This is a genomic window from Symbiobacterium sp., assembly GCF_040797425.1.
Taxonomy (GTDB): Bacteria; Bacillota; Sulfobacillia; order Symbiobacteriales; family Symbiobacteriaceae; genus Symbiobacterium.
In genome coordinates this window covers 23,417-47,470 of record NZ_JBFNEH010000009.1, presented here as the reverse complement: position 1 = coordinate 47,470, position 24,054 = coordinate 23,417, and the positions used below count along the sequence as shown (strand labels likewise).

26 protein-coding genes are annotated in these 24,054 nt (G+C 68.8%); 3 read left to right on the top strand and 23 right to left on the bottom strand.

Features of this window, described 5'->3' with window-relative positions; genetic code table 11:
• Nucleotides 1-22: 22 nt before the first annotated feature.
• The 4 genes from AB2385_RS04695 to guaB form a co-directional block, all read right to left on the bottom strand.
• Nucleotides 23-1,213, bottom strand: coding sequence for an acetyl-CoA C-acetyltransferase (locus tag AB2385_RS04695; RefSeq protein WP_367653781.1), 1,191 nt, complete (start codon nt 1,211-1,213; stop codon nt 23-25).
• Between the two features lie 238 nt (nt 1,214-1,451).
• Entirely contained in the window at nt 1,452-2,666 is a 1,215-nt protein-coding gene (locus AB2385_RS04690; RefSeq protein ID WP_367653780.1) for an FtsW/RodA/SpoVE family cell cycle protein, read from the bottom strand.
• Between the two features lie 16 nt (nt 2,667-2,682).
• Nucleotides 2,683-3,954, bottom strand: a complete 1,272-nt coding sequence (gene murA, locus AB2385_RS04685; protein ID WP_367653779.1) for a UDP-N-acetylglucosamine 1-carboxyvinyltransferase — start codon at nt 3,952-3,954, stop codon at nt 2,683-2,685.
• A gap of 203 nt (nt 3,955-4,157) precedes the next feature.
• Complete coding sequence (gene guaB / locus AB2385_RS04680) at nt 4,158-5,618, bottom strand: IMP dehydrogenase (RefSeq protein WP_367653778.1); 1,461 nt, start codon at nt 5,616-5,618, stop codon at nt 4,158-4,160.
• A 140-nt stretch (nt 5,619-5,758) separates the two neighbouring features.
• Here guaB and AB2385_RS04675 point away from each other — a divergent pair, with 140 nt between their 5' ends.
• Nucleotides 5,759-5,917 (top strand): hypothetical protein, encoded by a 159-nt coding sequence (locus AB2385_RS04675; RefSeq protein ID WP_367653777.1) that lies wholly within the window; start codon nt 5,759-5,761, stop codon nt 5,915-5,917.
• A 120-nt stretch (nt 5,918-6,037) separates the two neighbouring features.
• Nucleotides 6,038-6,658: a uracil-DNA glycosylase family protein gene (locus tag AB2385_RS04670; RefSeq protein WP_367653776.1), complete on the top strand. Its 621-nt coding sequence runs from the start codon at nt 6,038-6,040 to the stop codon at nt 6,656-6,658.
• A gap of 118 nt (nt 6,659-6,776) precedes the next feature.
• Here the strand turns inward: AB2385_RS04670 and murC are convergent, their stop codons facing one another.
• The 12 genes from murC to AB2385_RS04610 all read right to left on the bottom strand — a co-directional run bounded on the left by murC (nt 6,777) and on the right by AB2385_RS04610 (nt 17,951).
• On the bottom strand, nt 6,777-8,180 hold the full coding sequence (gene murC / locus AB2385_RS04665) for a UDP-N-acetylmuramate--L-alanine ligase (protein WP_367653775.1): 1,404 nt from the start codon (nt 8,178-8,180) through the stop codon (nt 6,777-6,779).
• A 55-nt stretch (nt 8,181-8,235) separates the two neighbouring features.
• Entirely contained in the window at nt 8,236-9,135 is a 900-nt protein-coding gene (locus AB2385_RS04660; RefSeq protein WP_367653774.1) for a phosphatase PAP2 family protein, read from the bottom strand.
• A 30-nt stretch (nt 9,136-9,165) separates the two neighbouring features.
• Entirely contained in the window at nt 9,166-9,678 is a 513-nt protein-coding gene (locus AB2385_RS04655; RefSeq protein WP_367653773.1) for a DapH/DapD/GlmU-related protein, read from the bottom strand.
• Nucleotides 9,679-9,684: 6 nt separating this feature from the next.
• Nucleotides 9,685-10,701: a tRNA (adenosine(37)-N6)-threonylcarbamoyltransferase complex transferase subunit TsaD gene (gene tsaD, locus AB2385_RS04650; protein ID WP_367653772.1), complete on the bottom strand. Its 1,017-nt coding sequence runs from the start codon at nt 10,699-10,701 to the stop codon at nt 9,685-9,687.
• A gap of 19 nt (nt 10,702-10,720) precedes the next feature.
• Nucleotides 10,721-11,164 carry a ribonuclease HI gene (gene rnhA / locus AB2385_RS04645; RefSeq protein ID WP_367653817.1) on the bottom strand — a complete coding sequence of 148 codons (444 nt, stop codon included), beginning with the start codon at nt 11,162-11,164 and terminating at the stop codon, nt 10,721-10,723.
• A gap of 2 nt (nt 11,165-11,166) precedes the next feature.
• Complete coding sequence (rimI, locus tag AB2385_RS04640; protein WP_367653771.1) at nt 11,167-11,652, bottom strand: ribosomal protein S18-alanine N-acetyltransferase; 486 nt, start codon at nt 11,650-11,652, stop codon at nt 11,167-11,169.
• Nucleotides 11,619-12,356: a tRNA (adenosine(37)-N6)-threonylcarbamoyltransferase complex dimerization subunit type 1 TsaB gene (tsaB, locus tag AB2385_RS04635; protein WP_367653770.1), complete on the bottom strand. Its 738-nt coding sequence runs from the start codon at nt 12,354-12,356 to the stop codon at nt 11,619-11,621. Before tsaB ends, rimI begins: the two co-directional genes overlap by 34 nt.
• Nucleotides 12,337-12,810 carry a tRNA (adenosine(37)-N6)-threonylcarbamoyltransferase complex ATPase subunit type 1 TsaE gene (gene tsaE, locus AB2385_RS04630; RefSeq protein ID WP_367653769.1) on the bottom strand — a complete coding sequence of 158 codons (474 nt, stop codon included), beginning with the start codon at nt 12,808-12,810 and terminating at the stop codon, nt 12,337-12,339. Before tsaE ends, tsaB begins: the two co-directional genes overlap by 20 nt.
• A gap of 526 nt (nt 12,811-13,336) precedes the next feature.
• Complete coding sequence (locus tag AB2385_RS04625; protein ID WP_367653768.1) at nt 13,337-14,119, bottom strand: enoyl-ACP reductase; 783 nt, start codon at nt 14,117-14,119, stop codon at nt 13,337-13,339.
• A 586-nt stretch (nt 14,120-14,705) separates the two neighbouring features.
• Entirely contained in the window at nt 14,706-17,084 is a 2,379-nt protein-coding gene (locus AB2385_RS04620; protein ID WP_367653767.1) for a Tex family protein, read from the bottom strand.
• Nucleotides 17,081-17,392: a hypothetical protein gene (locus tag AB2385_RS04615; RefSeq protein WP_367653766.1), complete on the bottom strand. Its 312-nt coding sequence runs from the start codon at nt 17,390-17,392 to the stop codon at nt 17,081-17,083. Before AB2385_RS04615 ends, AB2385_RS04620 begins: the two co-directional genes overlap by 4 nt.
• Nucleotides 17,370-17,951, bottom strand: a complete 582-nt coding sequence (locus AB2385_RS04610; RefSeq protein ID WP_367653765.1) for a DUF1444 family protein — start codon at nt 17,949-17,951, stop codon at nt 17,370-17,372. Before AB2385_RS04610 ends, AB2385_RS04615 begins: the two co-directional genes overlap by 23 nt.
• A gap of 313 nt (nt 17,952-18,264) precedes the next feature.
• Here AB2385_RS04610 and AB2385_RS04605 point away from each other — a divergent pair, with 313 nt between their 5' ends.
• Entirely contained in the window at nt 18,265-18,459 is a 195-nt protein-coding gene (locus tag AB2385_RS04605; protein ID WP_367653764.1) for a hypothetical protein, read from the top strand.
• 83 nt (nt 18,460-18,542) lie between these two features.
• Here the strand turns inward: AB2385_RS04605 and AB2385_RS04600 are convergent, their stop codons facing one another.
• From AB2385_RS04600 to AB2385_RS04570, 7 genes are all read right to left on the bottom strand, one after another.
• Entirely contained in the window at nt 18,543-18,761 is a 219-nt protein-coding gene (locus tag AB2385_RS04600; RefSeq protein ID WP_367653763.1) for a small, acid-soluble spore protein, alpha/beta type, read from the bottom strand.
• A 167-nt stretch (nt 18,762-18,928) separates the two neighbouring features.
• The gene (locus AB2385_RS04595) at nt 18,929-19,648 is read right to left on the bottom strand and encodes a gamma-glutamyl-gamma-aminobutyrate hydrolase family protein (RefSeq protein ID WP_367653762.1); all 720 of its coding nucleotides are present in this window, start codon (nt 19,646-19,648) and stop codon (nt 18,929-18,931) included.
• Between the two features lie 113 nt (nt 19,649-19,761).
• Nucleotides 19,762-20,124, bottom strand: coding sequence for a type II toxin-antitoxin system PemK/MazF family toxin (locus AB2385_RS04590; protein WP_367653761.1), 363 nt, complete (start codon nt 20,122-20,124; stop codon nt 19,762-19,764).
• Between the two features lie 284 nt (nt 20,125-20,408).
• On the bottom strand, nt 20,409-21,542 hold the full coding sequence (gene alr, locus AB2385_RS04585) for an alanine racemase (protein WP_367653760.1): 1,134 nt from the start codon (nt 21,540-21,542) through the stop codon (nt 20,409-20,411).
• Nucleotides 21,543-21,564: 22 nt separating this feature from the next.
• On the bottom strand, nt 21,565-23,127 hold the full coding sequence (locus AB2385_RS04580) for an NAD(P)H-hydrate dehydratase (RefSeq protein ID WP_367653758.1): 1,563 nt from the start codon (nt 23,125-23,127) through the stop codon (nt 21,565-21,567).
• A complete protein-coding gene (locus AB2385_RS04575) occupies nt 23,124-23,501 on the bottom strand; it encodes a holo-ACP synthase (RefSeq protein WP_367653757.1) in 378 nt (125 codons plus the stop codon). The genes AB2385_RS04580 and AB2385_RS04575 overlap by 4 nt, the downstream gene beginning before the upstream one ends.
• 121 nt (nt 23,502-23,622) lie before the next feature.
• Nucleotides 23,623-23,967 carry a hypothetical protein gene (locus AB2385_RS04570; RefSeq protein ID WP_367653756.1) on the bottom strand — a complete coding sequence of 115 codons (345 nt, stop codon included), beginning with the start codon at nt 23,965-23,967 and terminating at the stop codon, nt 23,623-23,625.
• Nucleotides 23,968-24,054 lie beyond the last annotated feature (87 nt).

Below are 24,054 nucleotides of genomic sequence, written 5' to 3'. Positions count from 1 at the left end.
CGTCCAGGTTTGATCGACTGCATCAGTCAACCCGCACCAGCGTCGCCTCGCCCTGGCCGCCGCCCGAACAGATGGCAGCCAGGCCGATGCCGCCGCCGCGCCGGCGTAGCTCGTAGATCAGGTGCATGAGGATGCGGGCGCCGCTGGCGCCGATGGGGTGGCCCAGTGCGATGGCGCCGCCGTTGACGTTCACGATGTCCGGGTCTACCCCCAGGAGGCGCATGGAGACCAGCGCCACCGAGGCAAAGGCCTCGTTGATCTCCACCAGCTTGAGGTCCCTGACCGTGAGCCCGGCCCGCGCCAGGGCCTGCTGCCCTGCCCGGGCGGGCACCACGTCCAGGGCGTGGGGCTCCTCCGAGTGCTGTCCCTGCGCCACGATCGTGGCCAGCACCTCCAAGCCCAGGGCTTCGGCCCGGTCCCGGGACATGATGACCAGCGCGCCGGCGCCGTCGGAGAGGCCCGGGGCGTTGCCGGCGGTGACCGTCCCGTCCGGCTCGAACGCCGGCCGCAGAGCCGCCAGCTTCTCCATCGACGTGTCCCGCCGGATCGGCTCGTCCGCCGCCACGGTGACCTCGCCTTTCTTCTGCCGTATGGTCACCGGCGTCACCTCGTCGGCGAAGAGGCCCTTGTCCCACGCAGCGGCGGCGCGCATGTGGCTGCGGTAAGCCCATTCGTCCTGCTCCGCGCGGGAGATGCCGTACTCCCGGGCGGCCCGGCCGCCGTAGGTCCCCATGTGGACGTCGCCGAAGGCGCACCAGAGGCCGTCGTGGATCACCCCGTCCACCAGCTCTCCGTGGCCCATCCGGTAGCCCCGCCGGGCGTTCCGGAGCAGGTAGGGGGCGTTGCTCATCGACTCCATGCCGCCGGCCACCACCACGTCGGCGTCGCCGGCACGGATCATCAGGTCAGCCAGGTTGACAGCCCAGAGGCTCGACGCGCAGACCTTGTTCACCGTCTCCGAGACGACAGAGAAGGGCAGCCCCGCCTTGCAGGCCGCCTGCCGCGAGGGGATCTGGCCGGCGCCCGCCTGCACCACCTGGCCCATGAGCACGTGGTCGATCTGCTCGGGCCGGTCATGGAGCCCTACCCGGCGGACTGCTTCCCGGATGGCGATGCCGCCCAGGTCGGTGGCGGCGAGGTCCTTCAGCGCCCCGTTGAAGACGCCGAAGGGCGTGCGCACGGCACTGACGATAACGGCTTCCCGCCTCCTCATATGCGCTCCCCCTGTCCAAGTCGGAATGGTGGGACTCTTATGTACCCATCATTATACCAGAGATCGTTCTCTATTTGCTCGTTATCACAGAGATTGAATAGCGGGGTGAATCAGGCGGCGTTCACGGACATGACTCTGGCAACGCCTCCTGCGGACTCGGGTGAGGGGGAGGCGGTGGACCCGGGGGCACCCCGGGCACAAAAAAAGCCCCCTGCAAGCGCAGGGGGCGCCATTTGCGTTACGAACGCACCGCATTCGGCGAGTTGCACAGGCGGCTGACGGAGAGCAGGATGCCCACCCCGGTCATCAGGGCGAGCAGTGAGGAGCCGCCGGAGGAGAGGAAGGGCAACGGGATGCCGGTGTTGGGCAGGGTACCGGTGACCACGCCCAGGTTCAGGAAGGCCTGGCCGCCCACCCATGAGGTAACGCCCGCGGCCAGCAGCATCGTGTAGCGGTCGGGCGCCCCGAGGGCGATGGTGAATCCCCGCCAGGTAAACAGCACGAAGAGCAGGATCACCACGGCGCCGCCCACCAGGCCCAACTCCTCCACCACGATGGAGAAGATGAAGTCGGTCTCGGCTTCGGGCAGGCGGTCGTCCAGCTTCTGCAGCGACTCCCCGAGCCCGACGCCCCAGATTCCGCCCCGGGCCATGGCCGTCCAGGACTGGATGACCTGGTGGCCGCTGGTGTCCTCGTAGACCCACGGGTTCCACCACGCGTCGAGCCGCTCCTTCTGGTGCTCCTTGTTCGAGGCCAGAAAGTAGACGGCGCAGCCGGCCAGCGCCACAACGGCGGCGATCTTGATCCAGTGCACCCGCGCCACCCACAGCAGACAGAGTGCGACGCCGCCCAGCACCAGGGCAGTACCCAGGTCCGGTTCCTGGTAGATCAGGCCGGCCATCACTCCCAGCACGCCCAAATACGTGGCCAGGCGTTCCAGCCCGAGCCGCGCACCCCACCGGTCCAGGAAGGCCGCGCCAAACAGGATGAAGGCCAGCTTGGCAAACTCGGAAGGCTGCACGGTGAGCGGGCCGACGCCCAGCCAGCGGGTGGCGCCCAGGCCGCTGACGGCCAGCGGGTTGCCCGGAACCAGCAGGGAGCCCAGGGCCGCGATGGACCCCACCAGCAGCGGCACCGTCAGCTTCCGCCACCACGAAAGCGGGACCAGCATGCCCGCCAGGAGGCCCACGGCGCCGCCGCCGAACTGGATGGCCATCTTGCGCACCACCTCGGTAGAGGTGCCCTGGTGGATGGTGACGCTGTAGATCATCACCATGCCGAAGCTGACCAGCCCGAGCACTGCGGCGATCAGCAGACCGTCCGGTGCACCGGGAAGCAGGACCGGCGCTCCCCGTCCGGGGGCGGTGCGCCCCGCCTGTCGGCGCGCCGCCTGACCCCGCGCCGCCGGCGGCTGCGCGGGTCTCCCTCCAGCAGACCGAAGGGCTCGTGCCACCAGGCTCCCCTCCCTCTCAGGGGCCCTCCTCGACCGTCACCCGCTTCACGTCCGCGCCGAGGGCGGCGAGCTTCTCCTCCATGCGGGTGTAGCCCCGGTCGATGTACCGCACGCCGGCGACCTCGGTGACCCCCTCGGCCGCCAGGGCTGCGGTGACCAGGGCCGCCCCGCCCCGGATGTCGCGCGCCTCCACCGGGGCGCCGGTGTACCGCTCAACGCCGCGGATGATGCCGGTGTTCCGGTCCACCTTGATGTTGGCACCCATCCGGATCAGCTCGTTGGTGAAGCCGAAGCGGTTCTCGAAGATGGTCTCCTGCACCACGGAGATCCCGTCGGCCAGCCCCATCAGGGCGACCCAGGGCGACTGCAGATCGGTGGGGAAGCCCGGGTAGACCTGCGTCTCCACGTCCACCGCGCGGATGGGGCGGGACCGCACCCGCACGCTGTCGCCCTGCACCTCGACCTCCTGGCCCGCCTCCTTCAGCTTGGCGATGACCGTGCCCAGGTGCTCGGGAATCACGTTCTCGATGCGGACGTCGCCGCCGGCGGCGGCGGTCATGATCATGTAGGTGCCGGCCTCGATGCGGTCGGGAATCACCTCGTGCCGCACGCCCCGCAGGCGGTCGACCCCCTCGATGCGCACCGTGTTGGTGCCCGCCCCCCGCACCCGGCCGCCCATGGCGTTGATGAAGTTGGCCAGGTCGACGATCTCGGGCTCGCAGGCTGCGTTTTCCAGTATGGTCACCCCGGGTGCGAGCGAGGCGGTGATGATCATGTTCACCGTGGTGCCCACGCTGGACCGGTCCACGTAGAAGCGGCCGCCCCGCAGGTTCACCCGCTGTGCCACCATGGCCCCATGTTCTACCACCACTTCGGCCCCGAGGGCCTTGAATCCTTTCAGATGGAAGTCCACCGGGCGCGCGCCGATCTCGCAGCCGCCGGGGCAGGCCACCTCGCCCCTGCCCAGGCGCGCCAGCAGGAGGCCCATCACGTAGGTCGAACCCCGGAGCCGCCGCGCAATATGGTAGGGTGCAACGTGGTTCTCCAGGTTCCGGGCGTTCACGCGCACCGTGGTCTCGGCCACCCGCTCCACCTGGCAGCCCAGCGCGCGCAGGATTTCGCAGAGGTGTTGTATATCCGAGTTATCAGGTACATTTTCCAGGATGGACTCGCCCTCGACGGCCAGCGCTGTGGCGGTGAGGATTGGCAGCGCGCTGTTCTTGGCGCCCCCGATGGACACGGTTCCGGAGAGCCGGTTGCCGCCGCGGACGATGAACTTAGCTGTCAAAATCCGTCTCCCCTTGTACATAAAGGGTCAAGTCTAGTATGCGCCGACAGGACCTGAGACAGGTCATACCTTAGCCACTTTATCAGAAAGGTGATTACCCGTCCAGCAAGGGGTGCGGACTGCCAGCAATCCATGAAAAGGGGCCCTGGTACAACGCCCGGGCCCTTTTTTCTGGTATCCGGCTTCTCTGGGGAGCCCCCGCATCAGGAGACGCTGTAGTTGGGCGCCTCCTTGGTGATCTGCACGTCGTGGGGATGGCTCTCCCGCAAGCCCGCGGCGGTGATGCGGCGGAACTTGCCGTTCTTGCGCAGCTCCTCGATGGTCCTGCAGCCGCAGTAGCCCATGCCGGCCCGCAGGCCGCCGACCAGCTGGTACACCATCTCGGAGAGGGGGCCGCGGTAGGGCACGCGCCCCTCGATGCCCTCGGGCACCAGCTTGGGGGCATCGGCCTGGAAGTACCGGTCGCCCGAGCCCTCCTTCATGGCGCCGATGGAGCCCATGCCGCGGTAGACCTTGTAGGAGCGGCCCTGGTAGATCTCCATGTCGCCCGGCGACTCGTCGGTGCCGGCGAAGAGGGAGCCGATCATCACGGTCGAGGCGCCGGCGGCGATCGCCTTGGTGATGTCGCCGGAGTACTTGATGCCGCCGTCGGCGATGATCGGCACGTCGTACTCGTCGGCCGCCTTCGCGGACTCGTAGATTGCCGTGATCTGCGGGACGCCGATTCCCGCCACCACCCGGGTGGTGCAGATGGAGCCCGGCCCGATGCCCACCTTCACGGCGTCGGCCCCGGCCTCGATCAGGTCGCGGGTGCCCTCGGGGGTGGCCACGTTGCCGGCGATCACCTGCACGTTGGGGAAGTTGGCCTTCACGCGCCGCAGCACGTCGATGATGCCGGCCGAGTGGCCGTGGGCGGAATCGAGCACCAGCACGTCCACGCCGGCGTCGACCAGGGCCCCGGCCCGCTCCATCACGTCGGGCGCCACGCCAATGGCGGCGCCGCAGAGCAGCCGGCCCCGCTCGTCCTTCGCCGAGTTGGGGTACTTCTTGGCCTTCTCGATGTCCTTGATGGTGATGAGGCCCTTGAGCACCCCGTGTTCGTCCACCAAGGGCAGCTTCTCCACCTTGTGGTGGCGCAGGATCTCCCGGGCCTGCTCCAGGGTCGTGCCCACCGGTGCGGTGATGAGGTTCTCCCTGGTCATCACGTTGCCCACGGGCTGGTGCCAGTTGTCCTCGAAGCGCAGGTCACGGTTGGTGAGGATGCCGACCAGCCTGTGCGTGCCCCGCTCCACCACCGGCGTGCCCGAAATGCGGTAGCGGGCCATGAGCTGCAGGGCGACGTCGATCATGTCGTCCGGGTGGACGTACACCGGGTCGACGATGATGCCGTGTTCGGAGCGCTTGACCTTGTCGACCTCCTCGGCCTGCCGCTCGATGGACATCGACTTGTGGATGATGCCGATGCCGCCCTCGCGGGCCATGGCGATGGCCATGCGCGCCTCCGTCACGGTGTCCATGGCTGCGGAGACCAGCGGGATGTTGAGCCTGATCTTGCGCGTCAGACGGGTCGAGACGTCCACGTCGCGCGGAAGCACCTCGGAGCGTGCTGGCACCAGTAAGACGTCATCGAAAGTCAAAGCCTCCGGCCCGAACTTCGAGTCCATGATCCGACCTCCGACTGAGCATCTCGCTCGGAATTTGAAGCATTATACCATAGCGCATAATCCACGGCAACCGCCGCCCGGCGGCGATTGCATGCGTCCGACGGCACAGGAAAAGGCTATCCGATGAGGTGATGGAAACGATGGCAGAAGTCGAACGTCAGGACACCCAGGCTGCCCCCGCACACCGGTCCAAACCGTTCACCGACGTCGAACCCCTGCGCGACGTGGAAGAGCAGCCTCGCCACCTGCTCCAGCTCATGTACGAGCAGGCGGGGGCAGTCCGCCGCGACGGGGCGTGACGCCCGGGTCCGAGGCGCCTCCGGTGCAATCCGCCGGGGGCGCTTCCACGCTCTACCGCAGGGATCAGCCCTGCCGCCACCGAATGAGAAGGGGGAAATACCCTGGCGAAGGTGGCGAAGATGATCTACACAGGCGAACCCACAGCGCTCGACCTGGTACCCGACATGGACACCCTGGCCGAGATCGCCAGGGGCTGCAACCGCTGCGGCCTCCGCGCCGGGTGCCAGCAGGTGGTCTTCGGCGAGGGGGTCTGGCCGACGGCACTCATGTGCATCGGCGAGGGCCCCGGGGCCGACGAGGACCGGCTCGGCCGCCCCTTCGTGGGCAAGGCGGGGCAGCTCCTGGACAAGATCCTGGAGGTGTCGGGCTTCGACCGGCACCGCAACTGCTACATCGCCAATGTGGTGAAGTGCCGGCCGCCGGGCAACCGCATCCCCGAGCCGGCGGAACGGCAGGCGTGCTGGCCGTTCCTGCGGGCGCAGATCCGGCTGGTGAAGCCGAAGATCATCGTGCTGCTGGGGGCGACGGCCCTGCAGGGGGTTATCGACCCGCAGGCGCGCATCACCCGCATGCGGGGGCAGTGGATCGTGCGGGAGGATATCTGGTTCATGCCCACCTACCACCCTGCCGCGCTGCTGCGCGACCCGAGCAAGAAGCGGGACGTGTGGCACGACATGAAGATGGTCATCGCCAAGTACCGGGAGCTGGTGGACCCCAACCACTACTCCCCCTACGCCTAGTCTGCCCCGGGCAGACATACCGGCAAGGGCCTGAAGAAGCCCCCGGCCCGGGAGGCAACGCCTCCCTGGTCCGGGGGCTCCGTGCGTGCGGGGATTGTCCGGTCCGCCGGAGCTCCGGCTACGCAGAAGGTGCCCGCGATTTCAGCTCCTCCGCCAGATCCCGCGCCACCTTCCAGATGTCTCCGGCGCCCATTGTGATCACCGTGTCGCCGGGGCGCACCTCCCGGAGCAGGTAGGCCAGGATCTCCCGGGGATCGGAAAGCAGCGTGACCGGCCGTCCGGTGTTGGCCTCGATACGCTCGGCCAGTCGCTCCGCCGTGACGCCCGGAATCGGCTGCTCGCCCGGAGGGCTGTAGATGCGGGTGAGCACGAGCACGTCCGCGTCCTGGAAGGCGGTGGCGAACTGGTCCATCAGCCAGTGCGTCCGGGAGTAGCGCTGCGGCTGGAAGACGGCGATCACCCGCCCGCCCTGCCGCTCCCGCGCCGCGGCCAGGGTCGCCCGGATCTCGGTGGGGTGGTGGGCGTAATCGTCCACCACCCGGATGCCGTCCACCTCCGCCCACACCTGGAAGCGCCGCTTGGCGTTGCCGAAGGAGAGGAGGGTCTCCTTCATCTGGTCGAAGGAGAGGCCGGCGTGGGCCCCCGCGGCCAGCGCCCCGAGGGAGTTGAGGGCGTTGTGCCGCCCCGGGATCGGCAGGCGGACCTCGCCCAGGAACTGGCCGTCCCGGTAGCATTCGTACGCAATACCTCGTTCGCAGGGGTGGATATTGCGGGCCTGCCAGGCGGCCTCCGGCCCCGTACCATAGAAGACCACCCGTGCCGCGCCCGGCGTCGACTGCAGCTCCTGCCCGAGCGCAAGGAGCGTCGGGTCGTCGCCACAGAGGACGGCCAGACCGCCCGGCTGCACCTGGTGCAGGAACTGGCGGAAGCCCGCTTTGATGCAGTCAAACGAGCCCTCCCAGAACTCGAGGTGCTCGGGCTCCACGTTGGTGACCACCGCCACCTCCGGGCGGTAGCGCAGGAAGGACCGGTCAGACTCATCAGCCTCAGCCACCACCCATGGGCCCAAGCCGGCCCTTCCCGTCCCGCCGATCGCCTCCACCTCTCCACCCAGGATGACCGTCGGATCCAGGCCGCCCCGCTCCAGGAGGAAGGCAATCATGCTGGAGGTCGTGGTCTTGCCGTGCGTTCCGGCCACGGCGATGGACTTCCCGTTCACGAACTCGGCCAGCACCTCGGAGCGGTGCATCACCCTGAGGCCCCGGGCGCGGGCAGCCGCCAGTTCGGGGTTGTCGGGCGGCACCTGGGTGGAGTAGACGACCACGTCTGCCCCGTTGATGTAGGCGGCATCATGCGCGCCGGTGTGAACTTCGACTCCCGCCTGCTCCAGGCGGCGGGTCCGGTCAGATGCCGCAACATCCGACCCTGAGACCTGATATCCCTGCTGCGTGAGCACCATGGCCAGCGCACTCATGCCGTAGCCGCCGACTCCGATGAAATGCACCTTACGGGCCTTCAACACCCAGGCTTCCCCCTTGATGGGAACAGGTTTGCCGCTTCGCTCTTCCAGAGTACCATCAGGCGCCCGGCGCCCGTCCTGCTGGGATGGCCGGCCGGCGGGTAATCAACCGGTCAAAGATCCACGGGGCGACCAGCGTGGCGGTGACCGCCACCAGCCAGTAGCGCACCAGGTCGCCGGGGCCGGTGTCGGGCAGGACCAGCTTCAGGCCCTCCTTCACCGCCAGCACCAGGGCAAGCCCCACCACCATTTTCAGCACGTGCTGCACCGGGCTTCCCCGCCGCGGGTCGAAGCCGACCCAGACCTCTTCCAGCGCCGAACCGAACAGCAGGCCACCATACGCGCCCACGATGAGCCAGGAGATCTCGTCGACCTCGCCCACCAGGGCCAGCAGTCCCAGCGCGGCCCCCGGCAGCAGGAAGGCCAGCAGGAGGCGCAGGCCAGGCGACTGCCGCTCGCCGGTCCAGAACGGTTCGGTGCGGACCATCAGATAAAGCACCGCGAGGCCGATGGCCCAGCCTCCCAGCACGTCCACCGGCCAGTGCACGCCGATGTAGAGGCGGGAGAACCCGATCAGGAAGACCGCGACGGCGACGACCCAGGTAAACCAGCGGCGCCGCAGATGGTGGGCAATGGCCCCCCAGAACACCAGCGGCGTCTGTGAGTGGCCGCTGGGGAAGGAGTACCCTCCGCCCGTCTCGGCGAGGATGACCCGCACCTGATTCGGATCGGGGCGGGGCGTGCGGAACACATACTTAAGGAAAGCATTCGTCCAAAAACCAATGAAAAATACCGAGAACATGTACCGGCCAAACCGCTTGTCGTAGAGCCAGTAGAGGAGCGGGAGTACCAGGACGTAGACAATCTCGTGGTGCAGATTGGTGATGAGGCCGAAGACCTGATCCAGCAAGGGCGACTGAAGCGTCTGGATGGCCCGCAGGATTTCCACGCCCGACACGGCACCCACCCTTTCACCTGTCCTAATATTCTATGGCGCAGGGGAGGGAGGCGATGACTCGGCGGTGCGCAGCACCCGTGCCGGCACGCCGCCAGCCATGGCGCCCGGCGGGATGTCCCGGTTCACCAGGCTCATGGCCGATACGGTCGCTCCGTCCCCGATGCGCACTCCGGGAAGGATGGTGCAGTTGGCCCCCACCAGCACGTCCCGGCCGATGTGCACGGGACCGGTAAAGGCCTCCCTCACCCGGAAATCGTGGCACAGGATGACCGAGTTGTAGCCGATAACGCTGTTGTCGTCGATCTGGATGAGGTGCGGGTAGAAGATGTCGAACACCACGGCCAGGCCGATGGAGACGTTTCGGCCGATCTTCGCCCCCGTCAGCCGGTAAAGCCAGCACTTCAGAGTAAGCGAGGGCGAGTACCTGGCCAGGTAGATGCAGATGAAGTTCCAGACCACCCTGAGCGGGTTCACGTGCCGGTACCAGTACTGCAGCGGATTCAGGGGCCCGTAATCAGGCAGCCTGGTCAGCCTGCGCCCCATGGCAAGTCACCCCTCCAGCCCCAGCCCCAGACCGGGCACGGCGTTCAGGTCGAGGTCATGCCGCACGCCCGCCCGCCACAGGTGGTAGCCGGCGGCAGCAATCATGGCGGCGTTGTCGGTGCACAGGACAGGCGGCGGGTAGCTCAGGGCGATGCCGCGGGGCTCCAGGGCCTCCCGCATCGCCTGCCGCAGGGCGCCGTTGGCGGCCACGCCCCCGGCGAGGATCACCTGGCGGACGCCCTTCTCCTCTGCCGCCTTCAGGGTCTTCTCCACCAGCGCGCCGGTGACCGCCCGCTGGAAGGAGGCCGCCAGGTCGGCCCGCTGCTGGTCGCTGAGCGGGCCCGTGCGCTGCACGTACTGCAGGACGGCCGTCTTCAGGCCCGAGAAGGAGAAGTCGAAGGGCCCGTCGGTGTGGGCGACGGGCAGCGGCACCGCCTCGGGGTTACCGGACCGGGCCAGCTGCTCCACCTGGGGACCGCCAGGGTAGCCCAGCCCCACCGAGCGGGCCACCTTGTCGAAGGCCTCGCCCGCCGCGTCGTCGAGCGTGCGCCCCATCAGCTCCATCTCTCCGTGGCCCGCCATGTAGATCAGATCGGTGTGACCGCCCGAGACCACCAGGCAGACCAGCGGAAAGGTCGGCTGCAGCTCCACCAGGAAGTTGGCGTAGATGTGCCCCTGCAGGTGGTTCACGCCGACCAGGGGCTTGTCCAGGCCGAAGGCCAGCGCCTTGGCGGCCGAGAGCCCCACCAGCAGGGTGCCCACCAGGCCCGGGCCGTGGGTGACGGCGATGGCGTCGAGTTCGTGGAGCCCCACGCCGGCGGTCGCCACCGCCTCGCGGATCACCGGCAGGATCAGTTCCAGGTGCTTGCGCGAGGCGATCTCGGGCACGACCCCGCCGTACTTCCGAAAGAGGTCGACCTGGCTCGCGACGATGTTGGAGAGCACCCGCCTTCCGCCTGCAACCACCGCCGCGGCGGTCTCGTCGCAGGAAGACTCGATGCCCAGAATCAGCCCTTCCGACACAGGTTCATCTCCTCCAGCGCTAGCCCTTGGTGCCGGCGGCGATGGCGGCGCGAGCCAGCTCGTCGCACCGGTTGTTCTCCACGTTGTCGGCGTGCCCCTGCACCTTCAGCCACTCCACCTGGTGGGGGCGAGCAGCCTCGAGCAAGGCCTGCCACAGGTCCTGGTTCTCCACCGGCTCCTTCTTGCTGTTCACCCACCCGTTCCGCTGCCAGGTCGCCAGCCAGTTCTGGCGGAAGGCGTTGATCAGGTAGGCGCTGTCGGAGTAGAGCTTGACCTTGCAGGGGTACTTCAGCGCCCGCAGGGCCTCGATCGCGGCTTGCAGCTCCATGCGGTTGTTGGTGGTGTGCGGGTCGAAACCCGACAGCTCCTTGCGGTGGGGGCCGGACAGGAGCACGGCGGCCCATCCGCCGGGACCGGGATTGCCGGAGCAGGCGCCGTCGGTGTAGATGATCACTTCCCGCAAGCTCAAACCGCTCCCTCCTGCTCGTTCTCGATCAGGGGCTCCTTCCACATCACGATGGCGTCTTCGCCGGTATCGGTGTAGTAGCCCTTGCGGATGGCGCCGGGCGCGGTCACGAAGCCCAGCTTGCGGTAGAGTTCCTGGGCGGGGGTGTTGCTGACCCGCACCTCGAGGGTCATGTGCGTCACGCCGCGGCTGTGGGCGATCTGGATCAGCTCCCGCATCAGCCGCTCGCCGATCCCCCGTCCGCGGCGTTGCGGATGCACGGCGACGTTGGTGACGTGCGCCTGGTCCCAGATCACGTGCATCCCGGCGTACCCCACCACCCGCTCGCCCTCCCGGGCCACCAGATAGACCGTGTAACGCTGTTTCAGTTCAGACGCGAAGGCCGCGCGCGACCACGGCGTGAGGAAGGAGAGGTGCTCGATCTCCATCACGCCGTCCAGGTCGGCCGGGGTCATGGGGCGGATCGTGATTTCCGGGCTTCCCATAGACTTTCCGCCTCGCTCTTGCGCAGGTAGATGGGAACGAGGGCATCGGGAGCCACGCCGCCGCCCCGCTTGAGGAGGCTCAGGCCCAGCGCCGCCACAGCCGATCCCCGGGGCAGCAGCGCCCCCGCCGCCGCCACCCGCACGGCCTGGTCCGGGCCGAAGCGCGGGGCGTGCGTCTCGGCGACGTCGCCGCAGAGGGTGACGAACTGCCACGTGTGCTGCATCCCGGCCCTGATGGTGCGCACCCGCTCGACCAGTTCGTCGACGTGCAGGTTCACCGGGCCCAGCACCTCCACCCAGGGGGCGGGGTCCCGGTCGCCGGCCGCATAGACGGCCGAAAACACCTGGTCGCGCTTTGCGTCAAAGAGCGGCACCACCAGCCCGATCTGGGCGCCGGTACCGTACGCCGCGGCCGCCAGGGTGGAGACGGGCACCACCGGCTTGTCCAGGGCCAGGGCGAGCCCCTTGGCGGTGGCCAGACCGATGCGCAGTCCGGTGAAGGATCCCGGGCCCACGCCAACCGCGATGGCGTCCAGCTCCCGCCGGTCGACCCCGGCCTCCCGCAGCGCCTGGGCAATCAGCGGCATCAGGCGGGTGGAGTGCGCCCGCGGCACCTGGAGCGTGAGCTCCGCGAGCACCCGCTCCTCCGACGCCACCGCTACGGTGCAGGCGGCTGTGGCGGTATCAAAGGCCAAAACCCGCATGGGCCAACTCCTCCAACAACGGCCGGTACCGCTCGGCGCCGGTAAACGCCAGCACCCGCTCCTCTGCGCCGGCCCCGTAACTGAGTGCGATCTCGAGAACGTCGTCGGGCCACAGCTCCCGCACCCGGTCGGCCCACTCCACCAGGTTGACGCCGGTTTCGCTGAAGAAGTACTCCTCGTACCCCAGGTCCTCCAGCTCGGCCGGGTCGTCCACCCGGTAGACGTCCCAGTGGTAGACGGGGATGCGCCCCTCGTACTCCCACAGCAGCGTGAACGTGGGGCTGCCGCCGGTGCGGGCCACGCCCAGCCCGGCGAGGATGCCGGTGGCCAGGGCGGTCTTGCCGGTGCCCAGGTCGCCGGTGAGGGCGACGAAATCCCCGGGCCGGAGCCGGCTTCCCAGCCACCGCCCCAGGGCAAGGGTCTCGTCCGGGCTTCTACTGATGATGCGAAGCATGCATTGATCCTCCCAAGACCGGTCAAGACCTATTCTGGGCGTCTCGGGCCGGCGGGTCAAGTAAAAAGGGGCCTGCGCGGCATGAACTGGCCGAAGCCGTGGCGGCCGCCGCCCCCGCGCCCGGCGAGATCAGCGCGGATCTGCTGCCCCGAACACGCACAGCCCCCCAGGGGCGGGGCGCTCCCTATGCGCCGGCTCCGCCCGCCGGGGGGTCGGTTTCGGCACACCTGCCTGCTTCACACCCTTCTCCTAACCAGCCGGGAAGCAGGCCGATCATCTCTCCCGGGGTCGCTTCCGTGCCCCGACCTCGCCCTAGGGCTCCCAGCTCCCGTCACGCCGCATCCGTGGCCCGGCCTGTCAGGCCGGTCCAAGCGCCCCGCATCGTTTCCGTGCCACCACCGGAATGCAGACTGATCGGTTCGCCTCGCACCGTTTTCGTGTTACGGTCTCGCCGCAGATCGATGGCCCGCCTCACACTGCTTCCGTGTCCCTGCCTCGCCGCAGGCAGGGCACCGCGCTCTCGCCATTACACGCCCATAATGTGGAAGCCGTTGTCCGCGTAGATCGTCTCACCCGTGATGCACCGCGAGAGGTCCGATGCCAGGAAAAGCCCAACGTCGCCCACTTCCTCCACCGTGACGTTGCGGCGTAGGGGCGCCCGCTCCTCCACGATGTCCCGCAGCGTGCTCAGGCCCTTCACGGCGCTGGCCGCAAGGGTCTTCAGCGGGCCCGCGGAGATCGCGTTGACCCGGATGTTGTGCGGCCCCAGCTCGTGGGCCAGGTAGCGCACGCTGCACTCCAAGGCCGCCTTGGCCGGCGCCATGATGTTGTACCGTTCGACTACCCGTTCGGCTGCGAGGTAGGTGAGGGTGATGATAGAGCCGCCGCCCGCGGCCTCCATCAGCAGCCTGGCCTCCCGGGCGGCCGCGACCAACGACCAGGCGGAAACCTCCTGGGCGATGCGCCACCCCTCCCGGGGCGTGTCCAGGAGGTCACGCTGCAGGTCTTCCGTGCGGGCGTAGGCGATGGAGTGCACGAGCACGTCCAGCCTCCCCCACTGCTCTTTCAGGGCGGCGAAGACGGCCTCAATCTGTCCGTCCTGCGATACGTCGCAGGGCAGAATCGGCATCTGCTCGTGCCCTTCGAGCGTCTCCACCAGCTCCACCACGTTCTCCTTCAGCCGGTCGTTCACGTACGTGAACGCCAGCTCCGCTCCCTCCCGGTGCAGGGCCCGGGCGATCCCCCAGGCGATGGACCGCTTGTTGGCCACGCCCATCACCAGGCACTTCTTCCCGGTCATCAGTCCCACGGCGCACCTCTCCCTCTCCCTTGTATTAACACCTGGTCCTAATAATAGCCTATCAGAGGCGAGTTTACCATCCCTTGTGCGCGGCGCACCGCACGCGAAAGCGGACGGGCGGCGAACGGCACACTCCCGGGCGCCGCGGAAAGGCAAGTTCAACCAGGCCGTCGTCGGCGCAGCGAGTCTTTCTGGCCGCCAGCCCCGGCAACCCTCCGACGTGTTGAGAGTGCCCGAACCCCTTCTCCCATGCGGCTTCCACACCGAGCCCTTGCAGCACAGGCGCTGCCCGCCCTCTCAAACCGTCGGAACTACAGCCCTGAACTACCCCAGAGGGCACCGCCGCCGGCTTGAGACTACCTGAACCCCTTTTCCCATGACGCTCTTGAGGCGCTCTGCAAGGCGATGCCGGCGGTCCTCACCGACGCGTTGCCGTGCTCACTTCCTGGCGGCTTCCACACGAAACCTCATGGCACAAGCGCTGGCGGCACTCGCACCGCACTCGTGCCTGCCGTGCGTACGGTTCCCTCTGCGGGGCCCCCCTCTCCATCGACCCACACGCGAATCGGGGGCGGAACCAACCGCCCCCGATCTCTCACAGTCGCCGGAACTTCTCCTGCAGCGCCTTCAACTGCTCCTCCAGGCTCTTCTGCCGCGACTTCGCCTGCTCCCCGAGACGCGCCCCGCTCGACCGCTGGCCCCGGCCTGCGCCCGGCGCGCCCCCGCGGCGCTCGGTCCGCGATCCGGGCCGGCCATCCTGCGCGCTACGCCGCTCACCAGGGGCCTGTCGCTCCTCCGCACGCGGCTCGCCCAGCTTCATCGAAAGACCGATGCGCTGCCGCTTCAGGTCCACCTCGATCACTCGCACCCGGACCACGTCGCCGACGGCGACCACTTCGGACGGGTGCTTCACGTACTTGTGCGAGAGCTGGGAGATGTGCACCAGACCGTCTTCATGCACGCCGATGTCTACGAAGACGCCGAAGTCGACCACGTTACGGACGGTGCCCATCAGTTCCATGCCCACCTGCAGGTCTTCCAGCTTCATCACGTCGGTACGGAAGATGGGCTTGGGCAGCTCGTCGCGGGGATCGCGGCCCGGCTTCTGCAGGGCCTCGATAATGTCCCGCACCGTGGGCACCCCGGCGCCCAGTTCCGCCGCCACCTGCTCAGGTGAGAGCTTCTTCAGGGCGTCCCGGAGGCCCGCCGAGCCGCGGCCGATCAGCTGCTCCCGGGTGGCGCCCACGGCCTTCAGGATCGCCTCGGCGATCGCGTAGGACTCGGGGTGGACCGCCGTGTTGTCCAGCGGCTCGACGCCGTCGGTCACCCGCAGGAAGCCTGCGCACTGCTCGAAAGCCTTGGGCCCAAGCCCGGCCACCTTGAGCAGCTCCCTGCGGCTGCGGAACTTGCCGTTCTTCTCCCGGTACTCCACGATGGCCCTGGCCACCGAGGCCTTGATGCCGGCCACGTACTGCAGCAGCGAGGGCGAGGCGGTGTTCAGGTCGACGCCCACGGCGTTGACCACCGACTCCACCACCGCCCCCAGTTGCTCGGCCAGGCGCTTCTGGTCCACGTCGTGCTGGTAGAGGCCCACGCCGATGGACTTGGGGTCGATCTTGACCAGCTCGGCCAGCGGGTCCTGGGCCCGGCGGGCGATGGAGACGGCCGAGCGCTGCGTCACGTCGAAGTCGGGGAACTCCTCCTGAGCCACTTTCGACGCCGAGTAGACCGAGGCGCCCGCCTCGGAGACGATCATGTAGGCCGTCGGGTGGCTGCAGCGGGGGATGATGGAGGCCACCACCTGCTCCGTCTCGCGGGAGGCGGTGCCGTTGCCGATGGCGATCAGGTCCACCTTGTGCTTGTCCACCAGGCGGACGAGAACCTCCTCGCCCTGCTGCCGCTGCCGCTCGCCCAACGTCACGTAGATCACGCCGGTCTCCAGCACCTTGCCGGTCTCGTCCACCACCGCCAGCTTGCAGCCGGTGCGGTAGCCCGGGTCGATGCCCATCACGGTCATGCCCTTGATCGGGGGCTGCAGGAGCAGGTTGCGCAGGTTCATGGCGAAGAGGCGGATGGCGTGCTCCTCCGCCTTCTCGGTCAGCTCGCCGCGCACCTCCGTCTCGATGGAGGGGGCGATGAGGCGCTTGTAGGCGTCGAGAATGGCCTCGCGCAGCTGGTTGGTCCAGATGGACTGGCCCTTGATGTACTGCCGCTCGATGCGGGCGATGATCTCGTCAACCGGCGCCTCCACCGTCACCTTGAGGCACTCCAGCCGCTGGCCGCGGTTCAGGGCGAGGACCCGGTGCGGCGGCAGCGTGCGCAGGGGCTCCTGGAAGTCGAAGTACATCTCGAACTCCTGCGCCTTCTCCGGGTCGCCCTTCTCACTGGCGACGGAGCGGATGATGCCCCGGGCGGCGGTGAGCTCCCGGGCCATCTTGCGCACCGCCGCGTCGTCGGAGATGATCTCGGCCACGATGTCCCGGGCGCCGGCCAGGGCATCTTCCGCCGACTCCACCTGCAGTTCGGGGTTGACGAAGGCCGCCGCGATCGCCTCCGGCGAGCCGATGCTCTCCTCCTGGGCGAGCATCTGCTGCGCCAGGGGCTCCAGGCCCCGCTCACGGGCGATCATGGCCCGGGTCCGCCGCTTGGGCCGGAAGGGCCGGTAGAGGTCCTCCACCTCCTGCAGCTTCTCGGCCTGGCGAATCGCCTGCTCCAGCTCCGGCGTGAGCTTGCCCTGCTCGCCGATCACCCGCAGGACCTTCTCCTTCTCGGCCTCCAGGTTCCGCAGGTAGGCCAGCCGCTCCTGCAGCGTGCGGATCCGGGTCTCATCCATCTCGCCCGTGGCCTCTTTGCGGTAGCGGGCGATGAAGGGCACCGTGTTGCCCTCGTCCAGCAGGGCGACGCAGCGCTCCACCTGGCCGACCGTCAGCCCCAGTTCCCGGGCCAGCCGCGCGAAAATCCTGTCCTGGCTCATCTTGTTCCACCCTCCCGCGCCTGCGGCTCGCCCGGCAGGACCAGCCGCGCCATGTCACGCCACATCTCCCCGTCCCAGAGCATGACGGTCATCAGCGGCGGCTGCTCGTCCCACTGGCAGACGAAGCGCAAGTCATCGTGTTGAACCATGTGAGGGAAGTCGTCGGGGCCGGCGTCGCGGAGTTCGGCCCAGACCGTGCGGGCGAGCGCCAGGGCCCGCTCCCCTTCATACGCAGCACCGCCCGCGTAGCGGATGGCCTGCGCGAGCTGCTGCAGGAATCCGGTCTCACTGACGTGGGCGGCGCACATAACGCGTGATCCTTTCTCCATCAAATGTATAGAGATACGGGCTCACCGGAAACCCGGCGCCCCGGTGCTCCAGGGCCACCCGCCGCTGGACCACTTTCAGCAGGTCCTCGTCGGCGTCGCCGATGGCCACCAGCCAGTTGCGGTGGGGCACGCCGATCACCAGGTTGCCCTCCACAACGGCAGCGAAGTCGCGCAGCCACTGCGTGAGCAGGATGCGGGCCGCATCGTAGCCGTCCTGCAGGTTCCAGATGAACATCGGACGGCCGCCCTCGGGCCGGTCCAGCTTCGTGACCCGCTTGCCCTGCGTGAGCCGTTCCAGGTTCCTCACGGCGGTGATGTGGACCGTCGTATGGCTCACGCCCCAATCCCGCAGGTCCTGGTACGTGACGTACCGGATCTTCTCCCCCGGCTCCTCGATGCCGTAGATCACGAAGAGCCCCTCGGCAATCTGGCCGCTCACCATCTGCCCCTGGCCCTTCTCGTGAATCTGCACCGGGTCCATCATCAGAGGATAGAGCCGGGTGCGGATGTCGGCGAACTCCTGCTCCATCAGCTTCATCGTGCATCCCTCCACGGGCCTGTTGCCGGTCTCCCCGGTGCAGGACTCGCCCGACCGGATCGGCCTGTTCACCCGCACAACGAACCGGACCCCGGGCTCGCCCAAAGACGTGGGCGGCCAGCACTCGGCGCCCGCCCATCCGCCGCGGCGGAATCAAACCGGGCCGCTCACCCGGCAGACGGGTGCGTGCCGAGGAGCGTCCGGGCCATCCGGGCCGGGTGTTCGATTGGCCCCGCGGCTCAGGCCGGCCCGGCGTTTAGTCTGCCCGGGGCTGGTCGATACTTCCAGGCGGAATGCGCTGGAGGTGACCGCGATGAAGGCCCGCGATACCATCCACCTGTACGCCATGCTGGCCGACCTGAAGGAGGTCGACTACCGGTCGACCCTGGCTCTCGTCGCCCTCATCGATCTCCTGGTGGCGAAGGGGGTCATCACCCGGGAGGAGATCGCTGAGCGGGCGGGCCAGCTGGACGCCGCAGGCGAAATGAGTTTACCAATAGGCGGATAGAACGTCAAGAAAAGCAGGAAGGGGAGGAGTCCCCTTCCTGCCGTACCGGAGGAGCCAGTCAGCTGGCCGGAGTCGTGACTGCGTTACCGCGTGGTGCCGCCGTTCAGCTGCTGCTCGGCCAGGGCGATCATCTTCTTCACCATGTACCCACCGACGGAGCCGTTCACCCGGCTGGGCAGGTCACCCTTGTACTGCTGGTTGTAGTTGGGGATGCCCAGCTCGGCCGCCGTCTCGAACTTCAGCTGCTCGAGGGCGTTGCGGGCCGAGGAAACCAGCACGTCGTTGCTGTTCGTGTTGGCCATCTGCGTTTCTCACCTCCTGGCGGTTATTATGTTGCCGCCAGGACTGCCGCGTTATGACGACCAGATACTGGGTCTGGGTGCGGCAGCAACGCTTCATACTCGGCACTCCAGCCGTTAGGGTTCGCCCAGGCCGGCGTCGGTCGGCGCCGCGGCCGCCCGCCCCGCCGTTACCTGCGCTCCCCGGCCGCCGCCACAAACGCCTCGAACAGCCCGTCGAAGTTGTACGGCTGCCCCTGGAAGTTCTCGGGGTGCCACTGCACGCCGAGGGCGAAGCGCCTCTCCGGATGCTCCATCGCCTCGATAACGCCGTCGGGGGCAGTGGCGCTCGCCACCCAGCCGTCCGGCACCCGCTTCACGGCCTGGTGGTGGCGGCTGTTCACCCGCCGCTCCGGGCCCAGCAAGGCGTGGAGGCGCGTGCCGGGGTGAATGGTCACGGGGTGGGATGGATGGTCCTTGGGCGCGTCCTGCCGGTGCTTCAGGGCACCGGGCACCTGCGAAGGCACGTCCTGCCAGAGCGCCCCGCCGAAGGCCACCGCCAGCACCTGGAGGCCCCGGCAGATGCCCAGCGTGGCCATGTCGCGGGCGAGGGCGACGCGGGCGTAGGCCAGTTCGGCCGTGTCACGCGCGGGATCGACGGCGCCGAGGGCGGGATGGGGCAGCTCGCCGTACAGCAAGGGGTCGGGGTCGCAACCGCCCGAAAGGAGCAGGCCGTCAAGCCTGTCCAACACCCGGGCGGCCTCCTCGTCGCTTTCCACCAGGGGCAGCAGCACCGGAATGCCACCGGCCCGGCGGACGGCGCGGAAGTAGTCGTGGGGCGCATAGAGCCAGTCGCGGCCCGGCTCCTCGTGGCCGAGGCTGCTTGCGGTGATGCCGATGAGCGGCTGCATCGCGTTGACCACCTTCCTTATTCTCGGCTGATCCGAAACCGATGTTCACGTGAAAAACCCGGGGTCCATTCTTTGGACTCCCGGGTTTGTCGCGGGATGCCCAGGCCACTGCCTCAAAAATCCTTAAGACCCAGGCTGATCATCAAGGCCTCGTCCACCTGGCGCATGATGTCGCCGCCCAGGTGCGTCACCCGCTCGCGCAGGCGCCGCTTGTCGATGGTGCGCACCTGCTCGAGCAGGATCACAGAATCCCGCTCCAGGCCATACAGTTCCCCGTTCAACTCGACATGAATCGGCAGCTTGGCCTTCTCGACCTGACTGGTGATCGCAGAGACGATCACGGTCGGGCTGTATTTGTTGCCGACATCATTCTGAAGGATCAGAACGGGTCGAACGCCTCCCTGCTCCGAGCCGATGACCGGGCTCAGGTCCGCATAGAAGACGTCGCCCCGGCGGATTTGAAGTGGTTTGCTCATAGGCCCGGGACCGCTCAGGGCAAACCGCCGATCACCGCGCGGACCGGCTCTTCCTCCCGCCGCATCTGCTCCCGCATGTCCCGTTTCTTCCTTTCTTCCCCATAGATTGGCTCAGAGTCGTGGACAAGGACGCTCCAGCCCCGGCGCCGCCTGCCGGCGCTGCTGCACCCGGGATCGGCCCGGGCTTCGCGGCGCACCGCACGACAGCCTCGGCACACCCCCTTCCGGAACGTCCTTCTTCCTTAGTCTATACACCGCTGCGGTGAATGGTCAAAACCCCGGGCCTATTGGCCGTCCGGCAGGTACAGGCGCGCGACGCGGGGCGAGATGGCGCAGACGATTTCGTAGTTCACCGTGCCGCTGAGCCGCGCGAGGTCGGTGGCGGTGATCTCCTCGCTCCCCTGGCGGCCGATCAGCACCACCTCGTCACCCACGTGCACCTCGAGGTCGTCCGGAACCCGCACCATCATCTGATCCATGGTCACCCGGCCCACCACCGGGCAGCGCCGCCCGTGGATCAGCACCTCCGCCCGGTTGGAGAGCCGGCGGGTGTAGCCGTCGGCGTATCCCACCGGCAGCGTCACGATCCGCTCCCGGCTCTGCGCGACGTACGTGCAGCCGTAGGAGATGGCCTGCCCGGCCTCCACCCACTTCACCAGACCCACCCGGGTCTTCCAGGTGAGGGCCGGCTGAAGCGGCACCGGCCACGGCACGTTCGGGTCTGGCGGCAGGCCGAGCATGGCGATGCCGGTGCGCACCATGTCGTAGTGCGCCTCGGGATGCAGCATCAGCGCGGCGCTGTTGGCCGCGTGGCGGATGGGGGGCCGCACCCCCGCCGCCGCCAGTTCGCCCAGCGCCTGCTCGAACCGCATCAGCTGGTATCCCGTGTAGGGGTTGTCGGGCTCATCCGCCGCCGCCAGGTGGGTGAAGACGCCCTCCACCTCCACGTGGGGCAGGGCGGCCAGATGGCGGCCCACGGCGCCCACCTCGCCCGGTTGGAGCCCGATGCGGCCCATGCCGGTGTCGACCTTCAGATGGACGCGCGCCTTCCGGCCCAGGCGCCGGCCCGCCTCGTTCAGGGCCGTGCCCAGCTCCGGGTCGAAGAGCGCCACCCGGATTCCTTCCCTGATCACGCTTTCGGCCTGGCCGGGCGCCACGTAGCCCAGCACCAGGATCGGCGCCGTGATCCCGCTGCGGCGCAGGGTCACAGCCTCCTCCACCGAAGCGACGCCCAGCCAGTCTGCCCCCGCCTCGATCGCCGCGGCCGCCACGGGCACCGCCCCGTGGCCGTAGCCGTTGGCCTTCACCACCGCCATCAGGTGAGGAGCACGCGAGAACTTCTTCAGTGCAGCAACGTTGGCCTTGATGGCTTCCAGGTTGATTTCCGCCCACGTCGGACGCATTCGGTCCAGATCCATCGAAGCTCCTCCCATTCCCAGGCTACCCCTGCAACTCCTCGATCACGTCGGGCAGCCCGCTGCGCAGGTCCCGCTGGGCGGCCGGCAGCTCGGCGGCGATCTCGCCGGCCAGCACGCCGTCCTCGCCCATCCGCTGCGCGAGCCGGTCACCGGCCAGTCCGTGCAGGAAGGCGCCTGCCGCGGCGGCTTCGGGCGCTCCCAGCCCCTGGGCCAGCAGCCCGGCAATCACGCCCGTCAGCACGTCGCCGGAGCCGCCGGTGCCCAGCGCCCGGTTCCCCGTGGGGTTGATATAAAGCCCGCCCTCCGGCTCGGCGATCAGGGTGTAGGCCCCCTTCAGCACGACGACCGCCTTCGTCACCTGCGCCGCCCTGCGCACCGCGCTGAACCGGTCGGACTGGACGGCCTCCACCGGCAGGCCCAGCAGGTGGGCCATCTCCCCGGGGTGCGGCGTGATCACCAGCGGCATCGGGCAGTCGGCCAGCAACTCGGGCCGACCGGCGAAGGCCTTGATGGCATCGGCATCCAGCACCAGCGGCGCCGTCGCCCCGGCCACCACCGCCCGGGTGAACATCTGCGCCTCGGGATCCGTGCCGAGGCCGGGCCCCACTGCCAGCGCGTCGGCCCTGGCGGCCCGCTGCAGGAACAGCTCCGCCGCGTCGGTGCGGAAGCCGCCCGCCGCCGACTCGGGAAGCGCGAGGGTCATGAACTCCGGCCGGAGCGCGGCGATGACCGGCTGCGAGGACTCCGGCGCCGCGACGGTCACCAGGCCCGCACCCACCCGCAGGGCGGCCTCCCCGGCCAGGGCGCCGGCGCCGGTCATCCCCCGGGAGCCGGCCGCCACGAACACCCGGCCGCGGGTCCCCTTGTGGGCGTTGCGGCTGTACACGGGCAGCCAGGCGCGCACGCTCTCCGCCCGTGTGAGCTCCACCTGGATGTCTTCCGCCTCGATGGCCTTCTCGTCCAGCCCAATGTCCACCACCACCACCCGGCCGGCCAGGTCGGCCCCGGGGAAGTGGAACAGCCCCAGCTTGGGCAGGCCGAAGGTGACGGTGACGTCCGCCCGGACGGCGGGACCGTCCACCTGCCCGGTGTTAGTGCCCACGCCCGACGGCATGTCAACGGCCAGCACCGGCCGCCGGGCCGCGTTGATCAGCTTGATGGCCTCGGCCGCCTGGCCTCGCGCCGAACCGACGAAGCCGGTGCCCAGGACCGCGTCAATGATGAGGGCGGCGTTCTGCAGCGCCTCGGCGGCCTGGGCCGGCATGAGAATGGAGACGCCGGCCATGCGCGCGGCGTGGAGGGCTTGGGCCGCGTCGGCAGGAAGGTCATCGAACGACGCCCAGACGACGGCGGACACCTGGTAACCCCAGTGGCGCAGCCAGCGCGCGGCCACCAGCCCGTCGCCGCCATTGTTGCCCTTGCCGCAGACCGCGACGATGGGCCCTGTGCGCCCCTCCATCATGCGCCTGGCCACCACTGCCACCTGGCGGCCGGCCAGCTCCATCAGGACAGCCGAGGAGAATCCGTACTCGGCGAAAAGGCGGGCCTCGATCGACCGCATCTGCTCTGCCGAAACGACCTTCACGCTTCCACCACCACCTGTGCCACAGCGTACTCCTGCGTATGAGACAGCGAAAGATGGAACCGAGTTGCGCCCTTCTCTGCCGCCAGGGCCGCCAGGCGGCCGGCCAGGTGAAGCGAGGGGCGTCCTGCGGCGTCGCGCCGAACCTCCACGTCGGTCCAGCGCACCTGCCTGAGGCCGAGTCCGAGGGCCTTCAGGGCCGCTTCCTTCGCAGCGAACCGCGCGGCAAGGCGCGCCGCCCGGTGGGGTGGGCTGGCGTTGCAGTACGCGATCTCCGCCTCGGTGAAGAGGCGGTAGAGCAGGCGGTCGCCGTGGCGGTCGAGGGCGCGGCGGAGGCGCGCCACCTCCACGATGTCGACACCGGTGCCCAGAATCACGCCCGGCACCTCCTTTTTCTTCACACCCTCCGGCGGGCCAAACTTCCAGAGGTTTCTCCGGTGCGCGGCCGATCCCCTGCCATCTTCCACGATCGAGCCCGGCCTTCCGCCGGGCTCTGCGTCATTCCTCGGCCAGGCGGAGGACCTCCGCCGGATCGAGGTAGTCGTACACATCGACCCCCTGCTCCCTGAGGGCGCCGGCCAGTTCGCTCAGCGCATTCCAGCCTCCGGCGTCCACGCATGCCGCGAGCAGGGCGGTGGCGCTCCGCTCAAGCTCGGGGAGTGCGGCCTCCCTGGCCGTGGTGCGGGCCGCCAGCGCAAAGGCGAGCGCCTCCACGCGCCTTCCCGCCGCAGCGGCGAGATGGCTCAGGCAGAGTTGTGCCCTCACCTGCGCACCGCTGAGCGGCTCGGCCTCTTCCAGCGCCCGAAACGCCGCGCTTACCGCCTGCTGTAATCCGTCCGTCACGGTCTGACTGCCCTCCGCTCCCGAATTTGGCAGTAGTCTGCCCACTCCGGGAGGAAAAGCAAACAGCCCCCGGCCCGGGGGCTTCCG

Coding starts and splice junctions, on each gene's coding strand:
- AB2385_RS04695 (WP_367653781.1), bottom strand. CDS start 1,213: ATGAGGAGGCGGGAAGCCGTTATCGTCAGTGCCGTGCGCACGCCCTTC.
- guaB (WP_367653778.1), bottom strand. CDS start 5,618: ATGGACTCGAAGTTCGGGCCGGAGGCTTTGACTTTCGATGACGTCTTA.
- AB2385_RS04675 (WP_367653777.1), top strand. CDS start 5,759: ATGGCAGAAGTCGAACGTCAGGACACCCAGGCTGCCCCCGCACACCGG.
- AB2385_RS04670 (WP_367653776.1), top strand. CDS start 6,038: ATGATCTACACAGGCGAACCCACAGCGCTCGACCTGGTACCCGACATG.
- AB2385_RS04655 (WP_367653773.1), bottom strand. CDS start 9,678: ATGGGGCGCAGGCTGACCAGGCTGCCTGATTACGGGCCCCTGAATCCG.
- rimI (WP_367653771.1), bottom strand. CDS start 11,652: ATGGGAAGCCCGGAAATCACGATCCGCCCCATGACCCCGGCCGACCTG.
- tsaB (WP_367653770.1), bottom strand. CDS start 12,356: ATGCGGGTTTTGGCCTTTGATACCGCCACAGCCGCCTGCACCGTAGCG.
- tsaE (WP_367653769.1), bottom strand. CDS start 12,810: ATGCTTCGCATCATCAGTAGAAGCCCGGACGAGACCCTTGCCCTGGGG.
- AB2385_RS04620 (WP_367653767.1), bottom strand. CDS start 17,084: ATGAGCCAGGACAGGATTTTCGCGCGGCTGGCCCGGGAACTGGGGCTG.
- AB2385_RS04615 (WP_367653766.1), bottom strand. CDS start 17,392: ATGTGCGCCGCCCACGTCAGTGAGACCGGATTCCTGCAGCAGCTCGCG.
- AB2385_RS04610 (WP_367653765.1), bottom strand. CDS start 17,951: ATGAAGCTGATGGAGCAGGAGTTCGCCGACATCCGCACCCGGCTCTAT.
- AB2385_RS04605 (WP_367653764.1), top strand. CDS start 18,265: ATGAAGGCCCGCGATACCATCCACCTGTACGCCATGCTGGCCGACCTG.
- AB2385_RS04600 (WP_367653763.1), bottom strand. CDS start 18,761: ATGGCCAACACGAACAGCAACGACGTGCTGGTTTCCTCGGCCCGCAAC.
- AB2385_RS04595 (WP_367653762.1), bottom strand. CDS start 19,648: ATGCAGCCGCTCATCGGCATCACCGCAAGCAGCCTCGGCCACGAGGAG.
- AB2385_RS04590 (WP_367653761.1), bottom strand. CDS start 20,124: ATGAGCAAACCACTTCAAATCCGCCGGGGCGACGTCTTCTATGCGGAC.
- alr (WP_367653760.1), bottom strand. CDS start 21,542: ATGGATCTGGACCGAATGCGTCCGACGTGGGCGGAAATCAACCTGGAA.